This window comes from Telluria sp. ZB4P36 (assembly GCF_059685865.1).
On record NZ_JCASIE010000004.1, the window covers coordinates 216,803 to 242,765 of the forward strand.

Genomic DNA, 25,963 nt, shown 5'->3' on the forward strand with positions numbered 1-25,963 from the left:
CCCTGCCGTCTTTCCATATTGAATTTTGCACACAGTGCCTCCACCATTGTGTAGCAGCCAATTATTTGAGACTGCGCGTTAAGCAGTACGCGGAAGCCGGCCAGGACCACGCAGGTTCGGCATTGGCCGCCAGGCGTTAATTGATCCTTACCTCTTTTGAGGAACATAATGAGCGAAAATATTAAACACATCACCGATGCAAGCTTCGATGCCGAAGTGCTCAAGTCCGAGCTCCCGGTCCTGGTCGATTTCTGGGCCGAGTGGTGCGGCCCGTGCAAGATGATTGCACCGATCCTGGAAGAAGTTGCCCAGCAATACGCTGGCAAGCTGGTGGTGGCCAAGGTCGACGTCGACGCCAACCAGGCCGTACCGGCCCAGTTCGGCATCCGCGGTATCCCGACCCTGATCCTGTTCAAGAACGGCGAAGCAGCGGCGCAGAAGGTCGGCGCCATGGCCAAGGGCCAGCTGGTTCAGTTTATCGACAGCAACATCTGATACTGTTACCATGAGCGGCGGCAGCGCGCCCGCGTTGCCGTCATGTCGGGAAGCCTCGGCTCCGGTGCTTCCCAGCTTTGAATAAACCACGTAGTTCCCTCCCCTACCTTTACTTTCCCGTCACGGGACACCCACACAAACATGCATTTATCTGAACTGAAGGCAATGCACGTCTCCGCACTGCTGGAGATGGCCATCGGCCTCGACATCGACAACGCAGCCCGCCTGCGCAAACAGGAACTGATGTTCGCGATCCTGAAGAAGCGCGCGAAAGGCGGCGAACAGATCTTCGGCGACGGCGCCCTCGAGGTGCTGCCGGACGGCTTCGGCTTCCTGCGCTCGCCGGACGCCAGCTACATGGCCTCGACCGACGACATCTACATCTCGCCGTCGCAGATCCGCCGGTTCAACTTGCATACGGGTGACTCGATCGAAGGCGAAGTACGTACGCCGAAGGACGGCGAGCGCTACTTCGCGCTGGTCAAGGTGGACAAGGTCAACGGCGAATCGCCGGAAGCCTCGAAGCACCGCATCCTGTTCGAAAACCTGACCCCGCTGCACCCGAACGAGCCGCTGCGTCTCGAGCGCGACATGAACGGCGCCGAGAACATCACCGGCCGCATCGTCGACCTGATCTCGCCGATCGGCAAGGGCCAGCGCGGCCTGCTGGTGGCTTCGCCGAAGTCGGGCAAGTCGGTCATGCTGCAGCACATCGCCCACGCGATCACCGCCAACCACCCGGACGTGACCCTGATCGTCCTGCTGATCGACGAGCGTCCTGAAGAAGTGACCGAGATGCAGCGTTCGGTGCGCGGCGAAGTGGTCGCCTCGACTTTCGACGAACCGGCCACCCGCCACGTGCAGGTCGCCGAGATGGTGCTGGAAAAAGCCAAGCGCCTGGTCGAGATGAAGAAGGACGTCGTGATCCTGCTGGACTCGATCACCCGCCTGGCGCGCGCCTACAACACCGTGATCCCGGCCTCGGGCAAGGTGCTGACCGGCGGTGTCGACGCCAACGCGCTGCAGCGCCCGAAGCGCTTCTTCGGCGCCGCCCGTAACGTCGAGGAAGGCGGCTCGCTGACCATCGTCGCCACCGCGCTGATCGAGACCGGTTCGCGCATGGACGACGTGATCTACGAAGAATTCAAGGGCACCGGCAACATGGAAGTGCACCTCGAGCGCCGCCTGGCCGAGAAGCGCGTCTACCCGGCAATCAACCTGAACAAGTCGGGTACCCGCCGCGAAGAGCTGCTGATCAAGCCGGACCAGCTGCAGAAGATCTGGATCCTGCGCAAGCTGCTGTACTCGATGGACGAGATCGAGGCGATGGAGTTCATCCTCGACAAGATGCGCGCGACCAAGAACAATGTCGAGTTCTTTGACATGATGCGCCGCGGCGGCTAAAAAGCCGACGCAGCGAGCGCGCGACAGGGCGGCCCACGGGCCGCCCTTTTTCTTGCCCGACCCGCCAATCCACTTTATAATCGCCGGTTCAGTCCAACCCCTGGCAAGTGATCGGCAATCGGGTCAAGAAGCAGGACGACCGACGAAGTGCCGTTTGGCTACCAACTCAGAGAAAGCAAAACCATGAAGAACGATATCCATCCGGATTACCGCGAAGTTGTGTTCCACGACCTGTCGTGCGATTTCAAGTTCATCACCCGCTCGACCATCAACACCCGCGACACCATCAACTTCGAAGGCAAGGATTACCCGCTGATCAAGATCGAAGTCTCGGCTGAATCGCACCCGTTCTACACCGGCAAGCACAAGATCGTCGACACCGCTGGTCGCGTCGAGAAGTTCCGCCAGAAGTTCGGTACCGTCGGTTCGAAGACCTCGGTCGCCAACGGCTAATCGCCCAGGCACTACGCAAGCCCCGGGCGCCAGCGTCCGGAGTTGCCAAAAAAGAAGCCGGTTCTCCGGCTTCTTTTTTTTTCGCGGCTATACTACGCGACTATTCTTTCCGCTTCACTGAACGATGAAACCCGTCCGCCTTCCCGCCGCCGCCACACTGGCGCTGCCCCGCTGGGCCCTGCTCGCGCTGGGCATGCTGTACATCCTGCCGGGCCTGATCGGCCGCCATCCCTGGAAAGAAGATGCGGGCAGCTTCGGCATCATGTGGACCATGGCGCATGGTGGCCCCGCCGACTGGCTCTACCCCAACATCGCCGGCCTCGCCGCCGCCGAGCAAGGCCCGCTGGCCTTCTGGCTGGGCGCCCTGTGCATCAAGCTGTTCGGCTGGGTCCTGGGCGACGTGCTGGCGGCGCGCGTCTCGACCATCGGCATCTTCGTCACCGGCGCCGTGTCGCTCTGGTACACCGCCTTCCATCTGGGCCGTCGCGCCGAGGCCCAGCCGCTGCGCCTGGCCTTCGGCGGCCAGCCCGAGCCGGACGACTACGGCCGCACCCTGGGCGACACCGCGGTCCTGATCTACCTCGGCTGCCTCGGCCTGCTGGTGCAGAGCCACCTGACCCTGGCCGCGACCCTGCAGGGTGCCCTGCTCGCCTATTTCCTGTACCGCGCGGTGCGCTACGTCGAGACCGCCTCGACCCGCAATGCCGTGCTGGTCGGCCTGGCGCTGGGCGGGCTCGCGCTCACGCGCGGCGTCCTGGTGCCGGCCGTGCTGGTGCTGGCGCTGTACGCCTGCACCCGCTACCTGAACCTGGCCACCCGCGAAACCCTGCGCCACATGGCGATCGCGGCCGGTGTCGGATTTCTTATCACCCTGGTCTGGATCGTACCGGCCGCGCTCGCGCAACCCTATGGCCTGTCGCCGGTCGGCGAATGGCTGGACTGGAACGCGAGCCAGCTCGGCCTGCCCGGCCTGGCCTCGCTGAAGGGCTTCTTCCGCATCGGCGTGTGGTTCTTCTGGCCGGCCTGGCCCTTCGCCCTGTGGGCGGTCTGGGCCTGGCGGCGCCAGCAGCACCTGCTGCACATCGTGATGCCGGTGATGTTCTTCATCGCCCTCACCCTGCTGCTGCTGTGCGACCCGGAGCTGGAAAACGGCGACTTCCTCAAGATGCTGGCGCCGCTGGCGCTGATGGCCGCCTTCGGGCTGCCGACCATGAAGCGCGGCGCGATCAATGCGATCGACTGGTTCTCGGTGATGGTGCTGACCATCCTGGGCGCCCTGGTCTGGCTGTTCTGGATCGCCAAGCTCACCGGCTGGCCGGCCCAGCTGGCCAAGAACGCGCTCAAGCTGGTGCCGGGCTTCAAGCCGGAAGTCGGCATCATCGCCTTCCTGGTCGCGGCGGCGGCCAGCATCGGCTGGATCATGCTGGTCCATTGGCGCCTGTCGCGCCAGCCTTCGGTGCTGTGGCGCGCGGTGGTACTGTCCTCGAGCGGGCTGATCCTGCTGTGGGTGCTCCTGATGACCCTGTTCCTGCCGGACCTGAACTACAGCAAGAGCTACGCCGGCGTGGCCCAGCAGATCGCGGCAGCCCTGCCGCACGATGCCGACTGCATCGAGACCAATGTCGGCCCGGCCCAGCGCGCCTCCTTCGCCTACTTCGGCCGGCTGCCCTTCGCCGGACTGGCGGGCGGGCGCTGCAACTATGTGCTACTGCAGGACAATATCAAAGACCGCAATGACGACCTGCTTGCGCGCCGCCACGGCTTGCGTAGCCCGGCACTGTGGGAAGGCCGGCGCGCTTCCGACCGCAGCGAACGCTTCCGCCTGTTCCAGCGCCGCTGATTTTTTTCGCTCTCCCCGCAGGCCGCCCGCCTCACCGCCGGCGGCCGTTTTGCGTCTGGCACGATTCCTGCATGTTTTTCACCGGTGCGCGGCAAGCCAGCCTGATATGAGAATCTATGCATGCAAGGCGGCGCAATTGAGCGGAGTCAACGGTTCCGAAGGGCTGGGCGTCACAATAAAACAGGTCGTTTTTTGTGTCACACAGGCCAACCGTTCAAGCAGCGCTGCGAGGAGACACCATGAAAAGCGTTACTTTTTCTGAAATCGTAAGGATCCGTGAACGGCCCTTCTTTTTGCGCCGTCCCGCCACCTGGCGGCAGCTGCTTCCCTGGGCCCTGACCCTGGCCGTCGGCCTGCCGCTGCTGATGCTGGCGCTGCACGCCATCGACCCGGAAACCCCGCTGTCCTTCATCGTGCTGCCGGCCCTGGCGGGCGGGCTGATGCCGGTCGCCATGATGGGCCCGGGCCGCTTCGAAATGCGCACCCGCTTCGATGCCCATCACATGATGGTCGCGCTCGACGAAGCCCTGGTCTCGCTCGGCTACCGCCGCACGGAGTCCGATCCCGACCGCATCAGTTATTTCCGTCCCCAGCCCTGGCTACGCGGCCGCGAGGGCTCGATCCGGGTGGCGGTCCAGCCGCACACCCTGGAAGTGGTCGGGCCGGTAGGCAGCCTGCGCCTGCTGCAGCAGCGCATTGCATGCTGAGCGGTTCGCGCTACTGGTCATTCCTGCAATCGATGTGCTAAGATGCGCCCCTGCTATTGGGCCTCTGTGGCGGAATTGGTAGACGCACTTGACTCAAAATCAAGCGCCGTAAGGCGTGCCGGTTCGATTCCGGCCGGAGGCACCAACAACACCCAACGCAGCAAACCGCAATTTCCCGCTTCCTAAGTAAAAACAAGCACTTAGGAAGCGCGGCGGGCCGGAAGGCCCTCTACACTTTCCCGCAATTCACCGCTTTATCTCCCCACTCATTACGCACGTTTTACGCAATAATTACGCACGGAACACTCAGCAGGAGTTTAAAGCGTGGCTTCATATGCAAAACGAGCGGGCGGCTGGCGGGCCCAGGTGGCGATTCAAGGCGTCCGAGACTCAAGAGTAATGTCAACGAAAGCTGAGGCGATCGCCTGGGCAACGGCACGCGAGGCCGAAATTCGTTCCGGCAAGGCGACTGGAATCCAGTCCGGTAGGACAGTCGGCGACGCCTTTGACCGCTATGAAAAGGAGGTGTCAGCCACGAAGCGCGGCCATCGCTTCGAGCAGCTTCGCCTTGCTGCAATCGGCAGATGGGAGATCCGTGATAAGCCGTTCCGCGATATGAAGCTCGTCGATGCCACATCCGACGTGCTGGGAAAGTGGCGCGACCACCGGCTGAACACTGACAAGGTCAGCGGCTCAACGGTCAACCGCGAACTGAATTTGCTGTCGAACATTTTTACAGTCGCGGCGAAAGAATGGAAGTGGATTGCATCGAGCCCGACCACCGACGTGCGCCGACCCAAGGATTCGGAGGCGCGCGATCGCCTGTACACCGAGGACGAGATCGAACGCATCTGCCTCGCCCTTGGCTTCGACCTGGACGACGAGCAGCCGGCCGCCACGGTCAGCCAGCGGGTTGCCGTCGCGTTCCTGTTTGCGATCGAGACCGCCATGCGGGCCGGCGAAATCTGCGGCCTGCTGCCGCGTGACATCGTCGGCCGCGTTGCCACGCTGACCGAGACGAAGAACGGAACAAAGAGGAAAGTGCCACTATCGAAGCGCGCGGTCGAGCTGCTGGAGCTGCTCCCCGCTCCGGCGGAAGGTGCGACCATATTCGGGATCACGACCAAGTCGCTCGATACCCTGTTCCGCAAGGCGAAGACCCGAGCCGGGATCGAGGATGCCACGTTCCACGATTCACGCCACCTGGCCATTACCAGGCTTGCGAAGAAGCTGCACGTGCTCGACCTGGCGCGCATGGTCGGGCACCGCGACCTCAAGCAGCTGCAGGTGTACTACAACGAAACCGCCGAAGAGATGGCAAAGCTACTGGACTGAACCATGTTCATCGAGAGACTGCAACACCCAACCATCGAGTTTGATGCTGAAGCCGGCCAGGAGTCACCGACCCTTGTGCATTACTTCAGCGACCGCGCGGACCCGTTTAAATCCGTTCTACCATTGCTGATCGAGGGCGCTAGCCAGGATGGACAGCGTGTTCTCGTCATTACGTCACCATTGAGCGAGCTTCTTGACGAGACCATTCGACTCCATCGACTTGCCGACTTCGCCGACCAGATCGTTATCGACAAGAAGCAGCAGCCGTTCTTCGACGCGATAAAAGCGTCGCTTGCGCAGGCAGTGGCGAAACTGGACTCTATCGAGTATGCAGCTCTAGACGATGAGGTTGACTGATCAGGTCCCGATGCGAGCACCACCTTGCTAGTGGCACGTAACCTTATCGATTACAAGATAGCTGCCAGGCTCACTGGCGGCCAAGAACGTTTCGCGGAACTTCTGCCCCATCGTGACGTTGTACTTCTGCCCAAAGATAAAACCACTCAACTGTACGCCGTCGTGGGAATACGGGTTACCCATCACAGCCATATTCCGGCACGGTTTTAAGGCTTGATACGTGATCGTTACGAGGCGACCACCCCCCATATCTGCGCCCGCTTCTACGCTGATGGGCTTGATCGCTGCCCCAACCTCTGCAGTCCACTTAACTACAGGCGCATCGGACTTAGCTGGGGCTGCGAATAAACTGGCAGAAATCAACGAGGTAACGATAAAGACAGGCAAATATTTCATAGTTTCTCCATGGCAAGAAACGGTATTTTACTTTTCATAGTTGAGTACGACCACTGCATTGATTGCACTGTGGAAACTATGCAACATACTTCCTACCGTTGTAATGCTGCTATTCGAACAGCATAACCCTTTGATACTAGTTGTTGCTTTCAGTTAATGATGTATGATTTCCGCATTACAACTACTAGGGATTTTTGAAATGGGATCGTATGTCAATCGCAACTTGGCCAACGATGAGAAGGTCGTCTACGAGGCGCAAGTCTCATGGGCGTCACAGTGGCTCCTCATCCTTCTCGGCGTCGGCACCATCATGATGGGGATCGGCATTGTGTTTCTTCTTGTAGCCGTGATCAACGTATTCACGACCGAACTGGTCATCACGAACAAACGTGTGATCGCGAAGTTCGGCCTCATTAGCCGCAAGACAGTCGAGCTCAAGAACAGCAAGGTGGAAAGCGTCCAAGTCGACCAGTCGATCATGGGTCGCCTGCTGAATTTCGGCAGCATCGTGGTCTCCGGCGCCGGCGGCCCGCAGGCTCCAATCCCCAACATCTCGGCACCTCTGCAGTTCAGGTCGAAGCTGAACGAGATGACTGAGGAGCGGGAACCTCAGCGCGCTGCAGCGTAAGCGAAAAGGGCCAGCACTGCTGGCCCTTCTCTTTTGTGCAGACGTCTGCACAGACTTTACCGGCACCAGGCCCTAGAACAGGCCAGCTGGCTCCGCTGCGCGATCCCAGCTGTAGATGATTACCTCCGAACGATCGGCGCCCCTGCCGGCACCACCGCACGTGTACGTGATCGGCGCAGGTTGTTGACGCAACCGGCGCCGGCGCCCTGTCTTTTGCGCGTTATCGGCCTACTTCGTAGAAGCCGTGGGTGCGCGCCCATTCTTGAATTGCCGCTAGTTTTTTGCTGAGCCGCTCGGCGTCGCGGTCGGCGTCTTCGGCGAGATCTCGAAGACCCCGCTCAATCTGGACTGGTAGCTCGATTTCCTCGGCGGCTCCGGCTCCATCAACTCGGATGGCACCTGGGGCTTCGGCGGCTCCGGCAAGGGTGCACACACGAGCTGGGATTGCGATCCGCAGCCGGAGACGGTCAGCAGCAGCGCGCTCAGCAGTAATGCGTTGTTCAGCTTCATTGAGATTCCTTTTGTAGGTGGCCAAGGTGGCGCGTGTCGCAGCGAGATCCTTTTGCCGCTTCTCTTCGTTGCGCGCCACAGCACCGAGCACGCTGCGCAGCTCGACGTCTGCTCGAGCGATCTTCTCGTCGTTCCAGTCCGCTTCGACGACCATCGCGCCGACCTGGTAGCCGGCGCCGCCAGCTGCGGCCAGCGCTGCGAGGAGCGCGAGCGCGAACACCGGGAGCTTGTACTTATCGGCAATCAACCCGATCACGGCAGCACCCTCGCCGGCGCATCGTACTGATCCATTTTCCGGCCACGCATCACTGCGATCAGCTTCTCGGCATACGCCGGGTCGGTCGCGTAGCCGGCGGCCGCCATGGCGCGCGCCCAGCCTTCGCCGGTCGTCTCGCAGAAGCACTTCGCATAGCGCGGGTTCGCCTTAAGGAAGCGAGCCCGGTCCATGATGCATTCGGCCCAGCTATCGTAGGCGCGGAACTTGTCGACCACGAACACGCGCTGACCCTTGGTGACCTCGTGGGTGGGCACGTCGACGGTCTTACCCTTCCATGCCTTGTCGGCTTTGATGCCGAACAGGTTGTTTCCGCGCACGCGCTCGCCCCAGGAGGATTCGAGCGCGGCCTGGGCGATGGTGACGCTCGCCGGGATGCTGGTAGCACGCTGGCATTCCTGCGCGCCGGACAGCAGCATGGCGATGAACGAGGTTGGGGGCATCAGATCACCTCCTTCACGTCTTTGATCAGCTCGGCAATATCGGCGTCCTTCTTCTTCTCCGTGTACTTGAAGAATGCGCGAACCAGCAGCCAGGCCGGCAGGCCGCAGCTGAGCATTACGCCGCCCATGCCCATCAGGCCGATGGGGTCGTGCGCCCAGCTCTCAATGCCCAGGTATTTGATGGCGGCCGCACCGCCGCCCAGCGAGCCGGCGATGGTACTGGCCAGCGCCGCGCGAAATTCGCGGTCATCCTTCGGTTTCGTCGACGTCATCACGATGTACGACGCGACGCCGGCGCCAATGCCCGCAGCACCGGCCAGGCCACCCAGGGCCTTCCAGCCAAACAGGCCGGCAGCGGTGCCGGAAATGGGTTCGCTCATTTGTCTTGCTTTCATAATCGGTAAGTGTCCGGAGGTTCACAGTGTCTCGTTCGCCTAGTCCCATTTCTAGGGAGAAATGGGACGAAATCCAGCACGCTCCTTTCGACTATGGCGCGACTGCCGGCGGCTCATCACCGCCTGCAGGTGGATCGTGTGGCACCGGCACTACTGGCTCTTCTTCTGCAGGCGCCGATGGAGCACGCAAGACCGCCAGGGCGATGACCTCCTCCGCTGCTGTAGCGACCACCTGCTGAGCCGCTTCGAAGTTGAGCACCTTGGCCAAAAGAGCCATATCTGCGCGCGCTGCAACACCTGCCTCGCGAGCTGCCAGGCACACTTCGTTGTAGCGCGTGACCTCGGCAAGTTCCTCCTCGGTCAGCTGATACATGCCGGCGGCCGCTGCTGTGACGATGCGGTTAATAATTGCAACCTGGTTCGGCGGGAACTCGGCCGCGATCATGGCCTCGGTGCGGTTGACGATGTCTGCTTCGGACCAGCGATGGCTGGCCATCATGTCGATGAAACTCATGGTTTAGATGCTCCTGTTGGCGGTGACTTGAATCCAAGTAGCGCCCGGCGACACGCCGAACACGACCGTTTCACGGTAGCCGTCGAAGGTGACGGTGTAATCCTTCGTGGAACCGCGGCGCTTCTTTGTCCCGGCGACCCACACTCCCCTGACGGTGAAGCCGATTGGTAGCGGGAATAGGGTTTGTGATGCCTGACCGTCGAAGTCCAGCGGGATTTCGGCGGCAGCCATTGCCAGGCGGGCATCACGCCGGCGACGCAACTCGTCGCGTAGCAGCAGGGGCGGCTGGAAGAACCTGGTCGTATTGCTGCCTCCATACAGGATCGAGCCACCGGCCGCGCTCAACTGCAGGTTATTGCCTACTCCTTCGCCGGCCGCCCAGACGGCGTCGACGCGCTGCAGGCCGCAGAACGCGCTCCGATAGCTGAAGTCCGAAGCGACGTGCAACAGCTCGGTCACATCGTCATATGCCAGACTGCTGATAGTCTGACCCGCTTCGCCTGCAACCGCGCATTGCGCGCCAGGTTGGAACAGTGCCAGCTCGTCGCGGTAGATTTGCTGAATCTGGTCTACAGACGGCGTGGTCGCGGTGATGCGCATCAGGGCGATCGCGCCTTTCAGTGGTGCGGTGCCATTATTGTGCAGGCCGACACGGAAGTTGTTCGGCCGGGTGACGTTTGTACCGGCGCCCTGGTCAGCGTTGACGATCGTACCGTTCACAAAGAAGTATCCCTTGCCGCCAGTCCTCCAGTAAGCGACAAGACTTGGCGTGTTCAGCGGGACTTTGAGCCCCGACTGCACATCCGCGACGTTCTGGTAGGTGAACTTTAGGTTGTTCGATTCATCGGTGAGCATTGACCAGTCGCCGGCCACAGTAGCGGCAATACTGCGGTCGCAAATGAAACCCGCACCAGCGACCGTCAGCTTGACCCAGCACATCACGCAAAAGTCACCAGTTCCGAAATCCAGAAGGCTCGTATAAGGCTGCTCGAGGTAATTGACCGCACTGAAGCCGGAATAGGCAACCAACTGGGCGCCGGCCGCTACTGGTGCCTTGGTGATGGTGCCGTGAATCGTCAGCGCCGAAGCCTTGAAGCTACGGTCAGGGTCGGCTTCCTTAATTTCGATCAAGTCGAACTCTGCATAGCTTGAGTCCTGAATGCCCGAGAACACAACGCCCACCTTACTGTTAGCTTCGGCCACGAATGTCGCGCCAATGGTCCGTGCAGGCCCATCGACAAGCGGCGACAGGTAGCCGTTGTACCGGGCGCCGCCACCCTGATAAATTCCTACTTGGTGCGCCTTGTCGCCGCCCAAGTATGCAAGTGTGATTGCGTAGGTGCGGCCCGGTACGAAGCGGCCGTCAAGGAAGAAATAGAACTCACCGTAGTAGTTCGTGTTGTTCTTGGTCGCGCGCAGGCGACCGCCGACGACAGACAGCGTACAGCCGCTGACCTCGTTAATCGAACTCAGGTCGCCAGTTCCGAAATCGCTGTTCGTGACCTTGTTCGTGGACGCGATCGCCTCGGCCACCGTATCAGCCAGCCAGGCTCCACGCCTGTCACCCACCATCCAACCGCTGGTATAGGTCCGGTCGATGAATGCCACCATCGACTTTGCCGGCGATGCCTCGTTGTACTTGAAGAACTGCAGGTGAACAGGGGTCGCCGGGTTGTTGCTCGAGAAGGCCATGTGCCCGCGAGTCCTTGCCGCCCGGTTCAGCTGGCCAGTGGTCCCGTCAGTCCCAGGGCGCGCTGGGATCAAGCCATCGGCATAGACGTGATCGGCGCCATTGTCGATGCTGACAGTCGGGACAAAGTTCTTGAACCACACCTTGTAGGCCACTGTGCTTCCGCCAGCGGCGCACAGTCGTCCGGCCTGGTCAATCGTGATGTCGGCGATGTAGCCGGCATTGTTTAGCCACCACGATGCCGTGCCGTCCTGGCGCAGCAGGGTGGCGCCCGCCGTTGTGCCAACGGCGATGGTCGGAATCGGCAGGCCGTTGGCCGGATCGATCGGCGCATCAGAAAGCGCAGCTGCACACACGCACATCACCGTGTTGGCCGACAGCAGCGGAAGGCCTGTCAAAGATTCGCCCGCCCTGAAGGTATGCCCAGCCGCACTGTTGCGCAGGGCGATTCCGGCGCGGTCGACGCCGCCATAGTTCGGGCTGCTGCAATAGGCTTTCGAATGGTCGCCCACGAAGTCAATCACGACCAAGCCCTGAGAATTGCCGTTTTCGCCTACGAACAGCTTGCCGTCGAGCGCGTATAGACAAGAGGTAGTCGAGCCGATCAGTACGGCGGAATTCCACGCGGCCGCATGCTGGAAAGCCATCCACATGGGCAAATCAGGTTTGGTAGCGTCGTAGATCACCACGCGGCCAGTTTCAGCAACGATCACGGTCAGGGCTGGGAACTCGCGCGTGTTGCCCCGATAGACCTCAGCACCGCCCTGTGCGGTCAGCATGAAGAATCGGCCGGCCAGGCTCGAACTTTGGTAGTAGTCACCAATCACCGCGCCAGCTGCCGAAGCAGCGCCGGTGCTATCAAAGATGCCAACGTACTTGCCCGGTACCAGTACCTCATTTTCCCAGCTGGTATGCCGGCATCGCTGACGCCATGCGCCTCCGTCGCTGTCCTTGCTGGTGTCGTACAAGAAGACGTCGACCACGGCGCCCTTATGCGCCGAACGGGAGATGCCTGCCAGCTGCTCGGCAGGCGCCGTACTTGCGCCCCACGCCTGCAGTGCTGCATCGCGCGCTGCAGCCGCCTGCGCAGCGCTCTGGGCAGCGCTGGCCACGCCAGCCACCGTCGCGTCCTTCACAGCCTGGACGTCGCTGTTCAGGCCATTGAGCTGGCCCATTGCTTCGGTGGCTTTCATTCCCCGATAAAAACGTTCTGGCATTCAAACTTCCTCAAGGTCAAGAGTGGTCGCATACCGCTGGAAGTGCGGTGTGCTCATGGGGCCGATGGTCGAGAACTTGCTCCAGAGCTGGTATGCCTGCTCGAGCCTCGGGTCCTGGTGGTTGGGGTACAGACTGAACAGCAGCGGCACGCGCATGCCGTTGCGGCGAACGATGTCCCACAGCGTCGCCCTGTCGGCCGGGCTCATCGTCGAAAGGTTGATGGAGTGCTTGCGGGTGCGCGTACCAGCTTCCGTGACCAGGTCGCCGGCCTCGGTGCGCACGTGCTTGCTGTTGTCGACGGCCGTCATCGGCGCACCGTAGTCCGCGTTGTCAGCCGGCTCCCAATAATCGCCACATACCAGCCGCGACGCCTCGAGGTAAGCGGCCGGGTTCGTAGGGTCGACCAGGTCGATCACCAGCTTGGCAACGGCGCCAGGCACCGGGATCCAGACGCGACCATAGGTGCCGCCGCCGTATGCAAACGCATTCGATCCAAGGCGCTCGACACCCCAGCCCCAAAGCTCGAGCGGCGGAGCTGGGCAGGCTTCCACGGCACCGGTATCGAAGAGCGGCACGGCGTCGCCGATGTTGGCGTAGCCGCGCACACGGATCGTGGCGTCGTCGGTCAGGTTGCAGAACGGAAGCATTACGCCACCAATTACTTCCTTGCTGGGCCAGGTCGCAGTTAGGGTTGCGGTCCGGCCGGCGCTGCGCCAAACGTCGGCCTTCGTGTCGGTCAGCAGGTTGTTGACGCCCATCGCGCCGGCCGTGCTCGAGGCGACCAGTGCCGCGCGATCGGCGGCGTTGTCGAAGATGATGCGAAGGTTGGGCAATTCAGCCTCCAAGGTAAATGCAGGGAATCACGGCGACCTGGTCGGCCGCCGCGAATGTGATGTGCTGGCCCTTGGCCACGCGGGCCTTGGCCACGGTGCAGCGACGCACCAGGTCGTCTGCAGGACCGATGTCGAGCTGGCCGACGTTCTGCCGCATGGCCACGCCAGGAATGGAGGAGGTCACCAGCAAGTCGTCGGGCCCGATCGGCCCGCTCTGCCCGCATACCTTGATCAAGCCTTCACCCACGGCATTGACGGCCACCAGGGTGTGTGTGTCGGCGAGGACGTAATAGCTGCCACTCATGATGTCCATGGTGACCTTCTTGTCGCCTTCCACCGTCGCGGTCGCTTTCCCCTCGATCATGGCGGCTGGGGCGTGTTCGCTCAGCCGCCCGACGATTGCTGCAGCAGGACCGCGCACACCCAGCTGGTAGGGTTTGCTCGACCGCTCCATCGTGAATAGCGAGTTCGAATAACCGCGCTGGCTCACACACTCGACGTCGACCATGAGGTCGCCCAGCTCGAGCGCGGCATCGTTCGGAACCAGCCCATCGTGGGCGCCCGTAAACGGGCCATAGTTCGTGCCGCCGCCGTCCGCGTAGAAGTCGTAGGATCCCGCCATACCAACGATTCCGGACGTACCGTAATTCGTATTGCTGGCCTGCAGGCCGTGCGCGGCCGCGTAGCTTCCGCTGCTCTTCGCAGACAGCGCCGGCTGCAGCGAGTTGACACTCGCGTTGACAGCGAAGGAAGGCAAGTATGGCGCCGAGCCGTTGTCGGCCTCGCCGACAACCAGCAGCGGGCTGTATGCGACCATTTCCCCGCTCGCACCGCCAACGCTGAAGTTGCCGCCGGCGATGTTGATGGTCGACGAGGTGATCGAGCCGCCAGAAATCTTGTTGGCCGAGAAGGTGCCATCGACGACCATGTTCCCGTTGATCCAGGCCGCGATCGTGAGCCAGCTGCCACCGTCGTAAAAGCGGGTCTGTGCGAAGCCGGAACCATAGAGCGTCACGCGGTCCCGGTTCTGCGGGTACCCATAGCCGGCACTGATCACTGCAGAAGTTGCCGCGCTGTCGCTCCAGGAGCTGTATCCGCCAACCGCGATATCGACGTTGCCACGGCTGCCGTCGTAACCACGCGGACCTGGCGCGCCTTCTGGCCCCGGCACGCCCTGATCGCCCTTGAACTTGCTCCAGATGTAGTCGCCTGGCGTACTCGATTCTGCAGCCGAAGGCTTATTCGTCGCGATGCCGATGTACAGCGTCGAGGCGTTCGGGATGTCGTATAGGCCGGTACCGCTCGGATTGTCCGCGTACTTGATCCAGGTATAGCCCTGCGGCCCCTGCACGCCCTGCTCGCCCCTGATTAGCGACCAGCTGTAGTCGCCTGGAACATTCGACTCCTGGGGAGTGCTCTTGTTGTATGCCAGGCCGATATAGCTCTTGTCAGTCGGGTCGTTAGAGATCCCGGCGCCGGCGGCGGTGTCCGCATAACGGATCCACGTGTATCCCACTACGCCGTCGGAGACCTTGACGACGGCCTGGGTGGCCTCGTAGGTCGCACCGTCCCTGACGATCTTTGCCTTGACGATCACCGACTGGCCGCTGCCGAACGCGCTCGCCGCAATGACCGCGGTGTTGCCGTTGATGGTCATTTCCAGCGCCGGGACCGCGCTCCAGGTCACATCGCCGGCCATGTTCAGCAGCGTCGCGGTCAGGGTCACCGATGCCGGCGCCGGCGCGCTGCCATCGCTTGCCGCGCGGATGACCGAGGTGCTTGCGGCAAGCAGGAGCGCCCGATCCAGCGCAGGCGTCGTGCGGTCACCAGCGCTGCGCAACCGGACATCGCGGTCGTTGACGATCACGCTCATACGACAAACCTCACTTTCACGCGCCCCGTCTTCCAGTCGCGCCCAAGCATGATCACCATGCCGCTGACGCCCTGCTGCATCCCGTAACGCGGGTGGTACACACGGATCGCCTGGCCCAGCTCGAGCAGCAGCAGCTCTGGCATGCCTTCGAACTCAAACGTCATGCGCGGGACCTTCCACAGGTCGAGGCGACGCTGGGCCTCGGCACTGGCGTCGATTCGACGCAGCAGCATCGTGTCTTCCTGCTTCGGCTCGCCGTTCAGGCGGTGCGCGGCCTGCACTGCGGCGTCGGCCTTCGTTGTCGTCAGCCACTCGCTGGAGAACATGTCCCTGTGTTCTTCCGGGATGTTGGTGACCAGGCCACGCTGAACCGTCCAGTTCTTGTTGAACCCGAGCTTCACCGCGCCCACGACAGCTGTGCGGCCGGTGGGAACCAGGGAGCGCTCGATCATGTGCTGCGGCCGCACGTCGACCACAGCCCCAGGCGCCGGCAGCGCGAGCTGGATGAGGCGCAGCTTCCCAAGGCGAGACATCGAGAGCTGCGCACCCACGCTGCCGGTCAGCATTTGGCACGCGGCCAGCACGTTCAAGCGATCGGGTGCATACAGGCCAACAGGGGCCGGGTGCTGCGCGTCGAACGCGTCCAGGTTGGCCGTGTCCAGATCAGCCTCGGTGAACCGTTCGGTGGCCTTACCGTAGCCCGTCACGAGGCGGCGCACCAGGGCGGCCACGGTGTTGGCATAGGCGCCGGCCTTATCGCCCTGCAGGGAGACCGTCACGGCTCCCTTCAAGTCGTGCTGCAGCGTGAAGGTGCCGGCCGCATTGTTCACGGTCACGTCGACCGGGACCCCGTTGTCGCGCACTTCGAAGATTCCCTCGACTGCGCTGGCGTGGACCTGGTACTGCAGGGTTGCCGGGTCGACCAGCAGAGGCGTGACGTTGTGCACCTCGCCGAAGGCCAGCGGGATCGGCGCATCGGCATTCTCAGTGCCGCCGCCGAGCTTGGCCTCGCTGAGAGGTGCATTCAGCCGCTGCAGCTTGTCGCGCAGCTTCAGCAGCAGCTTCTCCCGCCCACCTGGGGCGATGTCTGCGACGATGCCGTCGAAGATCGGCCGGAAGCTCGCGCGCGGCCAGCGCACGTCGCCGATGTAGGCCTTGAACGGCCGGTTCGTCCAAACGTAGTCGAGCCAGGCGTCACGCTCGCCATTGTAGTTGTCGATCTCGATATCGCCGGCGGACAGTGCTCCGTCGCCGGTGAGCGAAAGCTCCTCGGTGAACAGCACACCCACACTCGCGATCGGCCGGTAATGCGTGTTCGCCGGGACGTCGGCCGGCGCCGTGTTGTAGGCGACCGTCGACATGTAGATGGTCGTCTCGACGTTGCCGATCCTGGCCACAGCCTCGATCAGCACCGTGCGAACGGCCGCCTGGTCCTTCAACCAGGTGAGAAATTGTTGATCGGTCATTCTGGGAACACCCTCGTTTCACGGGATTGCGCTGCCACCCTGGCCAGCTCTGCGGTCGCGGCCGCAATCTTTTCAGCCGAGCTATCAGCCGCCATGGCGTTCGCCTGGATCGAGTCACCAGTCTGCCGCTCGGCGTCGGCGCGCAGCCTGACCACTTCCTCGTTCAGGCGCTTGATCTCGCTGACCAGGGGAACCATGTCGACCGTCCCCATGCGGCTGAAGTCGGGAAGCGGCGCCGGGGCAGCGAAGCCGCGCATGTTGAGCGCCTCGTCGCTCAGGCTGATCGCCTTGGCGATATCGCTGATCGACGCGCCCGAAGACATCTGCTGCTGCCAGTACTTGAGGCCGTCGGCGTCGGGAGCGCGGCCCAGGATTGACTGGTACAGCGACGGCAGGGCGCCGGTCTGCGAGGCATTGACCGCCGGCGTGCCGGCTGCACCCATCGTCGCGGCCAGAGCCTTGATCGCATCGGTGACGGTCAACACCGCGTTCTTGACGGACACCAGGCCGGTCACCTGTGCCTTCATCGCATCGAGACTTGCCTTGCTGACGTCGACCTGCTGCTCGGCCCACTGGATGGCCTCCTCGGTCGCTGCCTGGGCATAGGCGAAGTCGCGCTGATACTGCGCGCCCGATGCGTTCACCAGCTGCGACGCTTCCAGGAAGGCCCTGTACGCGTCCGCGTACCGGCCCTGGGCGGCTTCATCGCCGCCGCGCGCGGCCGCCAGCGTGCGCTCGTACTGCGCTCGCGCCTCTACATATTTCTGCTGCGGAGTTAGCGGCGACAGGTTGCCGAGAAGCGAACTGTCACGCAGCGAGCGCAAGCTGCCGGCGAACGCCCCCATACGGCCCATGGTCGCCTCGATCGCCTCCCGCTCTGCGTCGTACGCTTCGGTGAGCGCTGCCCGAGCCTCAGCCTGGGCATCAGCGGCCGACTTGACGGAGTCGGTGACACCCGTCGTTGCGTCAGCCAGTTTGTCCAGCTCGGGATGGAGGTCCGCAAATGCCTGCTGCCAGCGGAGCAGGACAGCCACGGCCGGCGCCCCTGCTTCGCCGAGGGCCAGCTGGGCCTCGAACAGTTTGCGGAACTCGGCGCGGTTGGTCGGCATCTGCAAGCTCACGGCGCCCAACGCAGCGGTCATCTGCTTCGTGACCGTCGCCGTCTTCTCGGCCTCGGTGTAATAGTTCTGCATGAAGGATGCGGCGCCGTTGGCCAGGGCTTCGATCCCGCCAGTTGCCTTCATCAGTGCGGCCACGGCCGTGTCGCTCAGGCCGGCGAACCCGATCAGCTGCTCGCCGAGCATCCTGAGCGCGCCCTGAGTCGCATTGATGCCGTCCACCACCTTCGCCAGCTCCTCGAGCCCTGCGCCCTCGCCTACGGCGTCGAGCATCTGCTTGGCCCACGACGGCAGGCCGATGGTGTCGAGCGCGGTACGGACGGACTTGCTCAGCGCCTCGAGGTACTGTTTCTGGCCAGCTTCACCGTTGGCGAACTCCTTCGGTGCCCAGCGGGAGGTGCGGGTATCCTGCCAGTCGACGATCTTCTCGCCGAGCTTGGAGATCACCAGCGCGCCCCATGCGCCGTCCTTGCTGGTGTCGTCGGCAAATGCGGTTGCAGCCGTGTAGCCGGCGGCCTTGCCGAACGCCAGCGCGGCCGAGTCCAGGATATTCACCACGCCGCCGGCCAGCTGGCCGACGAACTTCTCGGTGTCCGCGTTCGTGCGCGTGCGCTCGAAGCGCAGCTGCTCGGCACGGATCGTGGAGACCGTGCCGCCGGTGGCCGATGCGGCGCCGCCGGTGTGGTAGGTGCCGGAGGTGTCCAGCTTCTTCCAGATGGCGACTGCAGCGCCGATGCCCAGAGCGATCGGGCCAAGGGCCCCGGCGATTGCACCGAGACCGTTGGCGATGCCGCCACCGAAAAGCGCACCACTGTTGAGCAAACCCATGACAGAGCCTTCAGCCCCCCATGCGGACAGCCCGGACATCAGGCCGCTGCCAAATGATCCAGACAGGCCACTGAGGCCGCCGAGCAGGCTACCAGCACTTCCCATGCCGCCGCCTTCAGCGGCGCCCGCAGCCTGTGCAGCCCCCGAAAGGCCAAGCATACCGGTCACGGCGCCGGCCACTGGGTTGACGATCGCCGCAATGACCGGGCGCAGCACGAGCGTGCTGAACATGTTCTTGAGCGTGCTGATCAGGTTCTTGCCGATCGACTGCCCCGACTCGAAGCCACGTAGCAGCGCATCGGTCAGCGACTTCTCGATACTCTCGGCGCCCCGCTTCCATTCTTCCTCTGCCGACTTGGCCTCGTCGGCCGCGATCTTCTTGCGCGCGCCCTGACGCTGCTCACCGGCGAGCGCCCGCAGCGCTGCCGCCTCGTCGCGGTACTGCTGCGCGAGCTCGCCGCTCAGGTCCAGGCCTTCCGCGATCTCGGCATTTTCTTCGGCACGCACTGCGCGGCTTTCCAGGCGCACGGCGTTGAGCTCGGCCAGCTCGATGGCGTTCAGCCCGATCTGCTCGTTCTCGTCACGCTGCGCCTGCAGGCCTGCCAGTGCGCGCGCCTTAGCGTCGGCCGCCAGGTCGAAAGCCTTGGCGAACTGCTCAGCCGCCTCGGTCATCGCCTTACGCTGGGCAGTTTCCTCTTCCGCTGCAGCTTTGACAGCCGGTTGCTTGGCAAGGAGGTCTGCCTGCGCCTTCGTCAGCTGCTCGAGCGAGATCCGGCCCTTGGCATATTGGGTGCTGAGCTGGTCCCATTCCTTGGCAAAGGAACCGGTCAGACCCGCCAGTTCGGCCAGCACCTTCGCCTCCTCTTGGTGCGCCTGCGCTGTCTTCTTCGACTGCTCGGCGACCTCTGCCGCACTCAGTCCCATCACCTTTGACTGCCGGGTGATATTGACCATCGAATCGACCATCTTGCTCGAGCCCTCACCCCACACATTGGAAACGCTCGTCATGCTGTCCGACCATCCTTGCCCCACATCCTTCGCGGTGTTGACAACTACGCTGCCAGCCGCCACGGCTGTGCGCTTCAAAGCCGCAAAATATCCTTCGAAGTCACCCTTTAACAGGAAGCCCAACTGCTCCGCGGCGCCAGAGAGGCTGGTCGTGATATAGGCTGCCACACCGCCAATTACCTTACCAACGGTCGAGAAGACCTCAACGATCGCTACGCCAGCGGTGTAGAGCACCTTCAAACTTGCGCTCAGGAAGTCTGCGGTTTTCTTCAGGCCCTCACCGCTTGTCATCGTGGTGAGGAATTGGCCAGTCAGGTTGCTCAAGGTCGGCAGCAGCTCGGCCGCGATTCCTCGCGCAACACCCTGCCCGCCCAAGGCGAGCAGGTCCAACGTGTCGTTAAAGTTCCCTGCCTGCTCGACAGCTTCTTCGCTTAAGGACAGGCCCAGCTTGCGCGCCATCTCGTCCATCTCGCGCAGGCCTTCCGAGCCCTCGTTGAGCATCGGGATCATGGCCGCGCCCGACTTGCCGAAGATTTCCTGCGCGAGTGCCGTCTTCTGGACGCCGTCCTCCATGTTGGCGAACTGGTCGGCCAGCTCGTACAGCATGTCCTTGTTTGATTTGAGCTGGCCGGTCGAGTCCTTCGTTTTCAGGCCGAGCTTTTCGAACGCACTGTTGCCGTCCACGATTTGCTTGGACAGCTTCGACATCGTTCCTTCGAGGGCGCCGGCTTCCATGCCGCCCTTCTGGAAGGCCAGTTCAAGGCCCGCCAGATGCTCGATCGCGATGCCGGTCTTCTGCGACAGGTCGCTGGCGGCATCGGTGGCGTCGATCGCGGTCTTGATCCAGCCGGTGAATGCAGCGATCGACAGCGACGCACCGACCCCGGCCAGCAGGCCGCCGATGATGCCGCCGGCCTTGGATACCTGGTCGAGGGCGCCGACGGCCTGGGTGCGGAACCGTTGGAACTCATTTACCGCGCGGTCGGCATCTGCTGTAATTACTACTCGGGATTCGCTCATTTCTTCTTTTCTCTCCACGCCGCCAAGGTCGCGCGCTCCATCGCCTGGATCTCAGAAAACAGCTTCGGCCATTCCTTGCGCCGGATGCCCTTCGCATCCCGCACGACCAGCACGCCGGCGTAGTTCAGCCCGACGACGCCGGTTGGGCCGACATGCCACTGGGTCGAGACATCCTGGAAGAAGTTCCAGGCACCCACGTTTTCGGGCCACAGGTAGATCGGCTCCGCTTGCTCCTGCTGGAACACTGGCATCAGGCCGAACGCGGCAGCGGCCTCGTCGACCGCTGCCTTGTCTTCCTCGAGCTGCTCAGGGCTGACCAGCTGGCCCAGCGCAGCGCAGCGCGCGACCTGCGCTAGTTTTTTTCGTTCGCGCTCGATTCCTTGGCGAACGCGTTGAAGCACACCAGGGCCATACCGCTGATGTCCAGCAGGGCGTCGAACGCTTCAGGGCAGAACTCTGCCGGCTGGCCGGTCTCCTGGTCGGTGATGAGGCGCTGGCCCTTCCAGTCGGTCGTCACTTCCTTCATGACTTCCTTCATATCGAACTCGCCGCTGTTGATGCGCTCCTTCAGGTTGCTCGCCGGCAGACGGTTGCAGGTCAGGGTGAACTTGAAGGGCACCGGCTGGCCGGCGGCGTCCTTGGTGGAGCCCTTGACGGTAACGAGCACGGTCGCGCTGATGACGGGGATAAAACGTTTGTTCATGGTGTCTCTCGAATTGCGGGCCCGGAGGCCCTGGTTGTTAGGCGAAGCTGGTGAAGATGCGGAATTCATCGTTGCCGGCGACCGGCAGCGCGCGCAGCTTGTAGCCGCACAGGCGCTCGCCGTTGAGCTCTTCCTTCGTCGGTTCCTTGAATTGCGCCGCCGGCAGGAAGACGCCAACCTTGTCGTTGGCGACGGTGCCATGGATCAGGCCGATGCTCTTCTTCGCGGCGCTCTTGACGTCGGCCATGAACGCGACTTCCTGCGCGGCAGTCAGCTTCAGCTTGACGGCGCCGGTCACTTCGCGGTCGGTGATGGCGATCGACTTCTCGCCCAGCAGCTTCTGGAAGGTTGCGCTGATGCCCAGGTCGATGGTCAAGCCCTGGCTCGGGTACGCTTGGCCGGTTGCGAACGCCGGCACCGTGGCCACGGCATGAGTCGCGCCGATGGTGATGTCGCCCGAGTTGTCGTCGGTCACGATCTGCGGCACGCGCCATGCAGTCAGCGTTGTGGATGGATTCGCAACAGCAGCGATGCCGCCGTCGACACCCATGAACTTGAAGCTGATGGTTGGCTTCTGGCCCACGGTCAGGTCCAGCGTCGCAGTGCCGCGCACGCCGAGCAGCTTGTGCAGCACGCCGTCGTCGTAGTAGTAGATGGTCGACGATTCGAAGGCGCCGGAAACTGGGGTGTAGTCCACGCGGACCCCTGCCGTGATCGTTTCGGCAAAGCCGATGGAACGCATCAGCGGGCCCCAGGCCGGCGCAGTAGCCAGGGTGCCGGCGCCGACCAGCTCGATGTCGAAGCCGCACTCGACATAGCTCGCGCCAGGCAGCTCTTCCGAGCCGCCCAGGTATTCGCGGATGATGTCGCGCTTGATGTACTCGGCGTTCAGCGGATTGACGGTCATGTTACTGACCAGCAGGGCGTTCGCCGCCGGGGTCGGAGCCGCATCCTGAGCGTAGGTGGTTTCCAGCTTGCACAGGATGACGGTCTTGCGTACGAGACGTTCAGCCATGCTTATTCTCCTTCGCTTTCTTCAGCTTGCGGCTCCTGCTTGACCAGGTCGCCGGTGTCGGGGTTACGGATATAGCTGCCGCCCAGGGCAGGCTCCTTGTGCACCACTTCGGCTGCTGCCTGTGCAGACGTCTGCACTTGGCCCTGGCCGGTGGTCTGCAGCGCCTCGTTGGCGCCGTCGATCTGGTCGTTCATAACTTCAGGGTTCTCCCATTTGTTTGGTGTTTCACTACGAAGCGCGCGGTCACGCACGCCATGCTGTTGTCCAGCTGATCGAAGTCCCAGGCCAGCGTGTCGCCGGCAAGGGGCTCGATGTCCATCACGCCGTAGCCGAGGCCTGGGCCGGCGTCGAGGTTGTCGAAGACTGCCTCGGTCACCTGGTCGACGACGGTGCCGGGCACGTCGTCGGCGCCGTCGCGGCCGTAGCACTCGATCTCGATCAGCGTGTGCCAGGTGGTGCGGCCGCCCAACTGCGTCACCTCCTGCGACAAGGAGCGGCCGAGGCGGACCACGACCGCGCGCGTCACGTTGGCCGCGATCGTGCGCCGGCGGTTGAGATAGCACTTGGCATCGGCCAGGGCCGGCTCCTGCTCCAGGCGCTGCGCGATCGCCTGGACGATGGCCAGATGCTGGCTCGTCATGCTTTCTCCAACAGAGCCACGCTGAGGCCCGCCTCGTCGCCGTCCGGCTGGCAGTCAGCCACCTTCCAGGCGGCACCGTTGACGGTGATGCGCATCTCGCTGAAGTCGTCCGGCACCCGGTCGCTGGCGATGACCATCTGCGGTGCCGCAGCGCCCATGCCGAGACCGACCATGCCTGCCTTGTACTCGGCGTCGAAGATGACTGGGATGTCGCCCTCGACGCCTGGGATGCGCGCGATGGCATTCGCCAGGCGTTGCATCACCAGGCGATTGGCCCGAGCCTCGAGGTCAGCGAACATCAAGCGTTGATCTTGATGCGGACGGTGGCGACGCCGGCGGCGGCCGGCGCTGCAGCGTAGCCGGCGACGTTGAGGGCGCCGGCGGTCTCGGTCAGGCGGTTGTTGGCCGGGTCCCAGTACAGCGGTTCGCCCTGCTGGATGTCATCCGTTGCCAGCTTCGTGACGGTCCATACGCCGGTCACCGACACCGCGGCGGTGCTGTTGGTTGGGATGTCAGCCAGTGCGATACCGATGCGCTTGCCCATCGCCACGACGGCACCGGAAGCGATAGCAGCGCCGGTGTTGGTGAAGTCGAGCACGTCGCCTTCGCTCACGTAATTCTTTGCCATTACTGGCTCCTTTTCGATTCAGGGAGCGCCGCTTGCGCGGCGCCGTGGGTGGTTGGGGTTATGCGCCCGGGTTTTTGGCCAGGGTGCGGAAGTCGAGCGCCTTGACGCCGGCATCCATGCGCACCTTGAACTCGACGCCGTCGCGGGTCCAGCCGTCCTGCTGCTCCAGCGTCGGGGTCTGGTTGCCGTCCAGGTACTGCACTTCCACGGTGTCGTGGATGTTCTGGTCAGCGGCGCCGTACCAAACTGTCGGGGCTTTGTCCAGACGTGCGTCGCTGATGACTTCGAAGGTGCCGCGCACCGAGTTCGGCACGGTGTTGTTCTTAACGCCGGCACCGACTTCGTACTCGCTGTCCTTGACGACCTTGGCGGTACCTTCCAGAGCCACCGGAACCAGCAGCTTGGCCAGGCGGATGTTCAGCGCGCTCGCGACACCATCGGTCTGCTTGGCCATGACGACGCGCATCGCGTCGACTGCAGCGGTGTTGATGCCGGCGCCTGCCAGCAGGTTGTTGTGGTCGGCGTGGAACAGCGTCGTACCGTCCGCCATCACCGGATTGCCCGTCAGGATCGCGTACACCAGGTCACCAATGGTGCGGATAGCAGCGCGGCCCATGCGACGCGGGATCTTCGTGAAAGCGTCCAGGTCGTCGTTGATGATGGTGTGGCGGGTCAGCGAGAACATCTTGCCGTAGGTGGCAAGCTGCACCGTCTCGCCGCGCTCACCCACGTTGGCGTACTGGTACTCGCCGCCGTCCTGGATCTTGTCCAGGGACGGAAAGGTGTTCAGGTCCAGACGCTTGCCCGGTTTGAAGTCACCCAGGGTGCCGGTCGAGGTCCACAGCTGGAAAGTCTCGTCTGCTTCTTCGTAGCCCTTCAGCATCGCCTTGCTCGCGACGTTGGCCAGAAGCAGCGGGAAGTCCGAGCTGGTGTGGGTGAAGGCGGCAGCGACCACTGCCATCTTGTCCAAGCCGCGCGCGTTCACGCCGGCGTGGGCCAGGCACTCGCGCGCCAGGTCCATCAGCGAGAAGCCGCGATAGTTGTTGGCACCGTCGTCCTTGGCCAGGTTGCTGCGAGCGAGGATCGAGGCCTGGGCACCAGCGCGGAACTTGTCACGCTCGTCTTCCAGGGTGACGATGTAGCTGCCGGCCACCGGCGTCGAGCCCTGGCCGAGGTGGGCCAGCAGCTTGGTGTTCGCCTGCTCGACGGTGCAGCCATGGTCGTCGGCGCAAGCGGCCTGCAAGGTGGCGACGCCTTCGACGCTGGTGAACTTCGAGAACGCAGCAGCGATACTTGCGCGGCGAGCCTTGTCGGCGGCCAGTGCGTCATTTGCGGCAGCCTGGGCAGCGGCCTTTTTCTCTTCTTCGTTCATCGTATTGCTCTCTTTCGATTGTGGTTGAGGCGCGGCAGCTGCCGCCGGGGGAGTCGGCTGCGGAAGCGATGCATACCGCGCCTTGATTGAATCTTTCATGTGCGCCATGGCTGCGATGGGGAGGCCAGTGATGACGGCGTCGACGAACTTGGCTTCGAGCGCTTGCTCGGCCGTGTACCAGTGATCTTTCCCGTCCGTGAGCAGGGCCAGCATCTCGGCCTTGTCGGTGCCGGTCTTCGACGCATAGGTGGTCGACATCGCGTCGGCCCAGCTGTCGAGCATGTCCGCGTATTCGCGCATGGCCGTGCTGTTGCCGGAGTTCCAGCCCCACGGTGCATGAATCATCAGCTGCGCGTTCTCGGCCATCTCGACCGTGTCGCCAGCCATGGCGATGAGGCTGGAGATCGACGCGGCGATGCCGTCGACGACAGTGGTGACGTGTGCCTTGTGACGCTTCAGCGCGTTATGGATGGCAATACCGTCGGTAACCGAGCCGCCATAGCTGTTGATCCGGACGGTCAACTCTTCCACGTCAAGGGCGGCCACGTCGCGCACGAAGTTGCTGGCAGCGATCGTGTCGCCGTACCAGCTTTCGCCGATGTCGCCGTAGATCAGGATCTCGGCCGCTGCCGCCAGGGCGGCGCCGGATGCGCTCACGCGGGCTCCCGCCTTGGCACGGATGGTGTACCACTGCGGCGTCTTGTTCTTGTCGTCTGTCGGTGTTGCCATCGTCAGTTCCTTCGTCGGTTGATGGTCGTGTTGAAGCCTGTAGTGTGTTTGTCCGCGAGTCCCATTTCTAG

Annotated in this window: 26 protein-coding genes and 1 tRNA gene; 9 read left to right on the top strand and 18 right to left on the bottom strand. The window is 63.1% G+C overall.

What is annotated here, in order from left to right; translation table 11 throughout:
- The first annotated feature begins 168 nt into the window (after positions 1 to 168).
- The 8 genes from trxA (at position 169) to AC56LK_RS08635 (ending at position 6,591) form a co-directional block, all read left to right on the top strand.
- Positions 169 to 495, top strand: a complete 327-nt coding sequence (gene trxA / locus AC56LK_RS08600) for a thioredoxin TrxA (protein WP_436104159.1) — start codon at positions 169 to 171, stop codon at positions 493 to 495.
- Between the two features lie 141 nt (positions 496 to 636).
- The gene (gene rho, locus AC56LK_RS08605; protein WP_312512806.1) at positions 637 to 1,899 is read left to right on the top strand and encodes a transcription termination factor Rho; all 1,263 of its coding nucleotides are present in this window, start codon (positions 637 to 639) and stop codon (positions 1,897 to 1,899) included.
- Positions 1,900 to 2,082: 183 nt separating this feature from the next.
- Positions 2,083 to 2,352, top strand: coding sequence for a type B 50S ribosomal protein L31 (locus AC56LK_RS08610; protein WP_436104157.1), 270 nt, complete (start codon positions 2,083 to 2,085; stop codon positions 2,350 to 2,352).
- Between the two features lie 124 nt (positions 2,353 to 2,476).
- Positions 2,477 to 4,192 carry an ArnT family glycosyltransferase gene (locus tag AC56LK_RS08615; protein WP_497184133.1) on the top strand — a complete coding sequence of 572 codons (1,716 nt, stop codon included), beginning with the start codon at positions 2,477 to 2,479 and terminating at the stop codon, positions 4,190 to 4,192.
- A 239-nt stretch (positions 4,193 to 4,431) separates the two neighbouring features.
- Complete coding sequence (locus AC56LK_RS08620; protein WP_497184134.1) at positions 4,432 to 4,899, top strand: hypothetical protein; 468 nt, start codon at positions 4,432 to 4,434, stop codon at positions 4,897 to 4,899.
- A 60-nt stretch (positions 4,900 to 4,959) separates the two neighbouring features.
- Positions 4,960 to 5,044, top strand: a tRNA-Leu gene (locus AC56LK_RS08625).
- A 254-nt stretch (positions 5,045 to 5,298) separates the two neighbouring features.
- Positions 5,299 to 6,234, top strand: a complete 936-nt coding sequence (locus AC56LK_RS08630) for a tyrosine-type recombinase/integrase (RefSeq protein WP_497184135.1) — start codon at positions 5,299 to 5,301, stop codon at positions 6,232 to 6,234.
- Positions 6,235 to 6,237: 3 nt separating this feature from the next.
- On the top strand, positions 6,238 to 6,591 hold the full coding sequence (locus AC56LK_RS08635) for a hypothetical protein (RefSeq protein ID WP_497184136.1): 354 nt from the start codon (positions 6,238 to 6,240) through the stop codon (positions 6,589 to 6,591).
- A 27-nt stretch (positions 6,592 to 6,618) separates the two neighbouring features.
- On the opposite strand, the gene AC56LK_RS08640 is transcribed toward AC56LK_RS08635, so the two are convergent.
- Complete coding sequence (locus tag AC56LK_RS08640; protein ID WP_497184137.1) at positions 6,619 to 6,987, bottom strand: hypothetical protein; 369 nt, start codon at positions 6,985 to 6,987, stop codon at positions 6,619 to 6,621.
- Between the two features lie 163 nt (positions 6,988 to 7,150).
- Here AC56LK_RS08640 and AC56LK_RS08645 point away from each other — a divergent pair, with 163 nt between their 5' ends.
- Entirely contained in the window at positions 7,151 to 7,615 is a 465-nt protein-coding gene (locus AC56LK_RS08645; RefSeq protein WP_497184138.1) for a PH domain-containing protein, read from the top strand.
- A 220-nt stretch (positions 7,616 to 7,835) separates the two neighbouring features.
- Here AC56LK_RS08645 and AC56LK_RS08650 read toward each other — a convergent pair whose 3' ends face one another.
- From AC56LK_RS08650 to AC56LK_RS08730, 17 genes are all read right to left on the bottom strand, one after another.
- Positions 7,836 to 8,381, bottom strand: coding sequence for a hypothetical protein (locus AC56LK_RS08650; protein WP_497184139.1), 546 nt, complete (start codon positions 8,379 to 8,381; stop codon positions 7,836 to 7,838).
- On the bottom strand, positions 8,378 to 8,842 hold the full coding sequence (locus AC56LK_RS08655) for a glycoside hydrolase family 73 protein (RefSeq protein WP_497184140.1): 465 nt from the start codon (positions 8,840 to 8,842) through the stop codon (positions 8,378 to 8,380). The genes AC56LK_RS08650 and AC56LK_RS08655 overlap by 4 nt, the downstream gene beginning before the upstream one ends.
- On the bottom strand, positions 8,842 to 9,222 hold the full coding sequence (locus tag AC56LK_RS08660; RefSeq protein ID WP_497184141.1) for a hypothetical protein: 381 nt from the start codon (positions 9,220 to 9,222) through the stop codon (positions 8,842 to 8,844). Before AC56LK_RS08660 ends, AC56LK_RS08655 begins: the two co-directional genes overlap by 1 nt.
- A gap of 106 nt (positions 9,223 to 9,328) precedes the next feature.
- Positions 9,329 to 9,751, bottom strand: a complete 423-nt coding sequence (locus tag AC56LK_RS08665) for a hypothetical protein (RefSeq protein ID WP_497184142.1) — start codon at positions 9,749 to 9,751, stop codon at positions 9,329 to 9,331.
- Positions 9,752 to 9,754: 3 nt separating this feature from the next.
- Positions 9,755 to 12,658, bottom strand: coding sequence for a LamG-like jellyroll fold domain-containing protein (locus tag AC56LK_RS08670; RefSeq protein ID WP_497184143.1), 2,904 nt, complete (start codon positions 12,656 to 12,658; stop codon positions 9,755 to 9,757).
- Positions 12,659 to 13,492, bottom strand: a complete 834-nt coding sequence (locus AC56LK_RS08675; RefSeq protein WP_497184144.1) for a hypothetical protein — start codon at positions 13,490 to 13,492, stop codon at positions 12,659 to 12,661.
- 1 nt (position 13,493) lies between these two features.
- Positions 13,494 to 15,365: a hypothetical protein gene (locus tag AC56LK_RS08680; protein WP_497184145.1), complete on the bottom strand. Its 1,872-nt coding sequence runs from the start codon at positions 15,363 to 15,365 to the stop codon at positions 13,494 to 13,496.
- Entirely contained in the window at positions 15,362 to 16,831 is a 1,470-nt protein-coding gene (locus AC56LK_RS08685; protein WP_497184146.1) for a hypothetical protein, read from the bottom strand. The genes AC56LK_RS08680 and AC56LK_RS08685 overlap by 4 nt, the downstream gene beginning before the upstream one ends.
- Positions 16,828 to 20,805 carry a DUF4214 domain-containing protein gene (locus AC56LK_RS08690; RefSeq protein WP_497184147.1) on the bottom strand — a complete coding sequence of 1,326 codons (3,978 nt, stop codon included), beginning with the start codon at positions 20,803 to 20,805 and terminating at the stop codon, positions 16,828 to 16,830. Before AC56LK_RS08690 ends, AC56LK_RS08685 begins: the two co-directional genes overlap by 4 nt.
- Positions 20,802 to 21,206: a DUF1799 domain-containing protein gene (locus tag AC56LK_RS08695; RefSeq protein WP_497184148.1), complete on the bottom strand. Its 405-nt coding sequence runs from the start codon at positions 21,204 to 21,206 to the stop codon at positions 20,802 to 20,804. Before AC56LK_RS08695 ends, AC56LK_RS08690 begins: the two co-directional genes overlap by 4 nt.
- A complete protein-coding gene (locus AC56LK_RS08700) occupies positions 21,158 to 21,508 on the bottom strand; it encodes a hypothetical protein (protein WP_497184149.1) in 351 nt (116 codons plus the stop codon). The genes AC56LK_RS08695 and AC56LK_RS08700 overlap by 49 nt, the downstream gene beginning before the upstream one ends.
- Before the next feature lie 37 nt (positions 21,509 to 21,545).
- Positions 21,546 to 22,523 carry a phage tail tube protein gene (locus AC56LK_RS08705; protein ID WP_497184150.1) on the bottom strand — a complete coding sequence of 326 codons (978 nt, stop codon included), beginning with the start codon at positions 22,521 to 22,523 and terminating at the stop codon, positions 21,546 to 21,548.
- Between the two features lie 2 nt (positions 22,524 to 22,525).
- The gene (locus AC56LK_RS08710) at positions 22,526 to 22,717 is read right to left on the bottom strand and encodes a hypothetical protein (protein ID WP_497184151.1); all 192 of its coding nucleotides are present in this window, start codon (positions 22,715 to 22,717) and stop codon (positions 22,526 to 22,528) included.
- Positions 22,714 to 23,163, bottom strand: coding sequence for a hypothetical protein (locus AC56LK_RS08715; RefSeq protein ID WP_497184152.1), 450 nt, complete (start codon positions 23,161 to 23,163; stop codon positions 22,714 to 22,716). Before AC56LK_RS08715 ends, AC56LK_RS08710 begins: the two co-directional genes overlap by 4 nt.
- The gene (locus AC56LK_RS08720; RefSeq protein WP_497184153.1) at positions 23,160 to 23,462 is read right to left on the bottom strand and encodes a head-tail joining protein; all 303 of its coding nucleotides are present in this window, start codon (positions 23,460 to 23,462) and stop codon (positions 23,160 to 23,162) included. Before AC56LK_RS08720 ends, AC56LK_RS08715 begins: the two co-directional genes overlap by 4 nt.
- A complete protein-coding gene (locus AC56LK_RS08725; protein ID WP_497184154.1) occupies positions 23,462 to 23,791 on the bottom strand; it encodes a DUF2190 family protein in 330 nt (109 codons plus the stop codon). Before AC56LK_RS08725 ends, AC56LK_RS08720 begins: the two co-directional genes overlap by 1 nt.
- A gap of 58 nt (positions 23,792 to 23,849) precedes the next feature.
- Positions 23,850 to 25,892 (bottom strand): ClpP-like prohead protease/major capsid protein fusion protein, encoded by a 2,043-nt coding sequence (locus AC56LK_RS08730; protein ID WP_497184155.1) that lies wholly within the window; start codon positions 25,890 to 25,892, stop codon positions 23,850 to 23,852.
- Between the last annotated feature and the right edge of the window lie 71 nt (positions 25,893 to 25,963).